At 68.5% G+C, this 3,264-nt stretch carries 2 protein-coding genes and 1 pseudogene; 2 read left to right on the top strand and 1 reads right to left on the bottom strand.

The annotated features are described in order from the left end of the window. Together AC5RTT_RS20220 and AC5RTT_RS20215 are read left to right on the top strand one after the other, a co-directional pair. Positions 1-112, top strand: a pseudogene (locus AC5RTT_RS20220) (lipoyl synthase); the annotation flags it as partial. Between the two features lie 60 nt (positions 113-172). Next, positions 173-1,477 (top strand): MFS transporter, encoded by a 1,305-nt coding sequence (locus AC5RTT_RS20215; RefSeq protein ID WP_494146656.1) that lies wholly within the window; start codon positions 173-175, stop codon positions 1,475-1,477. Between the two features lie 39 nt (positions 1,478-1,516). Here the strand turns inward: AC5RTT_RS20215 and AC5RTT_RS20210 are convergent. After that, a partial coding sequence (locus AC5RTT_RS20210; protein WP_494146655.1) for a glycoside hydrolase family 65 protein occupies positions 1,517-3,264 on the bottom strand: 1,748 nt, incomplete at its 5' end.

Genomic DNA, 3,264 nt, shown 5'->3' with positions numbered 1-3,264 from the left:
CGCCATGCGCAAAAAAGGCCGCGACATCCCCGCCGAACTCGCCCACATCGCCGACGGCATCCAGGACTCCGGCACCACCCGCCAGGAAGCCGCCAGCCTCCTCGCGGGATAGCGCCTGCCTGGTCCAGGTTGGGGGCACCAGGCAGGCAAGGGCGGGCATAAACTGGGGCGTATGCCCACCCCCAAAGCCCTGCGCCCCTTTGCCCACCGAGAGTACCGGGTACTGATCGCAGCGCTGGCCATCTCGATCTTCGGGTCCGGGATGTGGGCCGTGGCAATGGTCTACCAAGTGATACAGCTCGGCGGAGGACCCCTCCAGCTCTCCCTGGTGGCGGCCGCCGGAAGCATCGGGCTGGTGGCGTTCGTCCTGGCCGGCGGCATCGCAGCCGACCGGATCCCGCAGCGCCAGCTGATCATCGCCGTCGAGGGCGTCAACCTGGCAGTCATCGCAACCATCAGCGGACTGGCGATGGCCGGCTGGCTGCAACTGTGGCATGTCGCGGCGGGCGCGTTCGTCCTCGGCGTCGGCGCCGCTTTCTTCTTCCCCGCCTATTCGGCCATCCTGCCGCGCATCCTGCCTGCCGAGGACCTGCTGGCTGCCAACGGCATGGAGGGAACGATGCGCCCTGTCCTCCAGCAGGCGGCGGGCCCTGCCGTGGCGGGTATCCTGGTGGCTGCGCTCTCGCCGTCGCATGCGGTGACGGGCGTGGCCCTGTGCCACCTGCTGGCGTTTATCGTGCTGAACTTCCTGGCCCGTCACACCCTGGTGGCGCAGCCCGGCGGACACGAACAGACCGCCGGGGAGCAGCGGAAACAGTCCTTCTTCCATGACCTGCGCGAGGGCGTCAGCTACACCCTCCGCACCCCGTGGCTGCTGTGGACCCTGATCTGGGCGTGCATCTCGGTACTCTTCCTGATCGGCCCCATCGAGGTGCTGCTGCCGTTCGTGGTGCGGGACCAGTTGGGCGGCGATTCCAGCATGTTCGGTTTCCTGCTGGCCATCATGGGCGTGGGCGCGGCGCTGGGTTCCCTCGTCACCGCCTCGCTCCGGCTGCCGAGGCGCTACCTCACTGTGATGATGGTGTCCTGGGGCCTCGGCAGCATGCCGCTGGCCGCCGTCGGGCTCATGGACAACTTCTGGGTGATCGCGGCAGCCACGTTCGTGTGGGGCGTGACCGGGAGCGTGGGCATGGTCATCTGGGGAACGCTGCTCCAGCGGCGGGTTCCGCCGCACCTGCTGGGCCGGGTTTCCAGCCTCGATTTCTTCGTCTCGCTCGCGCTGATGCCGGTGTCCATGGCCCTGGCCGGCCCGGCAGCGGAGGTGCTGCCCATCTGGCTGATCTTCCTGGTGGCGGGCGGCGTCTGCCCCATCATGGCGGCCATCGCCGTGGCCGCTGCGAAGATGCCCGCCGACGAACTGGCCCACCCCCTGGACAGGGCACCGGAAGTGGAACGCGCGACGGCGGCAGGAGACTAAGGCGCGCGTCCGGCCGCCGCCTCCTCCCGCCGTCGGACGTCAGCTCTTGCCCCGCACCACCGGGATGCTCGCCGTAGGCAGGCCGCTCGGGAAGACGGTGGGCTCCGGCTCGGTGACCGGGTCCAGCGCCACGCGGACCGGATCGGCGCCGACGGCCTGCAGCTGCCCGCGGACGTCCACCTCCAGCGGTTCGCCCTCCTGGACGGTGAGGGTGATGGATTCGGCTGTGAGCTGCACCCGCAGCAGGCGGCCGCGGATCTTAAGATGGAAGGTCAGCCCGTTCCACTCCGCCGGCAGCCGCGGATCGAAGTACGGCGCGGGGCCCTGGTCACGCAGGCCCGCAAACCCGCAGACCAGCGAACTCCACACCCCGCCGGTGGAGGCGATGTGGACGCCGTCGATGGTGTTCCCGTGGGTGTCGTCCAGGTCGATGAACACTGCGTTGGTGAAGTGCTCCAGTGCCTCCCTGGAATACCCCACCTCCGCGGCCATGATGCCCTGAACGCAGGCGGACAGGGTGGAATCGCCGGTGGTGATGGGATCGTAGAAATCGAAGGCGCGCTGCTTTTCCTCCGCGGTGAAGTCCTGCCACTGCAGGAACATGGCCAGGACCGTGTCAGCCTGCTTGAGGACCTGGTGGCGGTAGATCACCAGCGGGTGGAAGTGCAGCAGCAGCGGGTACTTGGACCGCGGCGTGGTCCAGTCCCACGGTTCCAGCGTCATGAAGTCGGCGTCCTGGGAGTGCACCTGCATCCGGTCGTCGAACGGCAGCTGCATACGGTTGGCGGCCGCCTCCCACAACTGGCGCTCCTCCTGGGTGATGCCCGCGTGCTCCAGGGCCGCCGCGGCACGCAGATTAAACCGGGCCATGACGTTGGTGTACAGGTTGTCGTTGACCACGGCGGTGTACTCGTCCGGTCCGGTGACGCCATGGATGTGGAACAGCCCGTCCTTGCCGAAGAAACCCAGCGAGATCCACATGCGCGCTGTCTCGATCAGCAGCTCGGCTCCCATGCCGTCCTGGAACGCGGCGTCGCCGGTGGCCCACAAGTAACGGTTGGTGGCAAAGGCGATGGCGGCTGCAATGTGGAACTGGGCGGTGCCGGCGGCGTAGTAGGCGCTGGCTTCCAGGCCGTTGATGGTGCGCCACGGGAACAGGGCGCCGTCCACGCTCAGTTCCTTGGCACGGATCTGGGCCTCGGGGAGCATCCCGTGCCGGAACTCCAGGACCTGCCGGGCGCCCTCCGGGTTGGTGTACGTCATGTATGGCAGGAGGTACACCTCCTGGTCCCAGAAGTAGTGGCCCTCGTAGCCGGAACCGGTCACGCCCTTGGCGGGGATGCCGGCCACGCCTGCCCGCGCGGTGGCCTGGGCCAGCTGGAACAGGTTCCAGCGGATGGCCTGCTGCAGCTGCGGGTTTCCGCCATCCACCACGATGTCCGAGGTGGCCCAGTAGCGGCGGTAGTGGGCTTCGCTCTCGGCAAAGATGTCCTGCACCGGCCGCAGGCCTGCTTCAGCGACGTCGGCGGCATCTGCGGCGGGGTCCAGGACCGCGGCACCGGCGGCGTAGCTGATGCTCTTCTCCAGGGTGAACGGTTGGTCCGGGCTTACGGCCAGGACATACCGGACAGTGCTGTCATCCTGGTCCACCAGGGTCTCGAAGGGCTGGTAGCCGGTGGAGGTCCAGTGGTCCACAGCGATGCCCACGCGCTGCTTGGACTCCGCGGCTTCCCAGGCGAGCCGGAGCGAGCCGTCGCCGCCGTCGAGCCGCAGCGGCAGCAGCACGC

The organism is Arthrobacter sp. Y3221157 (genome assembly GCF_059089865.1).
Note: the sequence above shows the minus strand (reverse complement) of the source record. Positions and strands in the feature narration are given on the sequence as shown.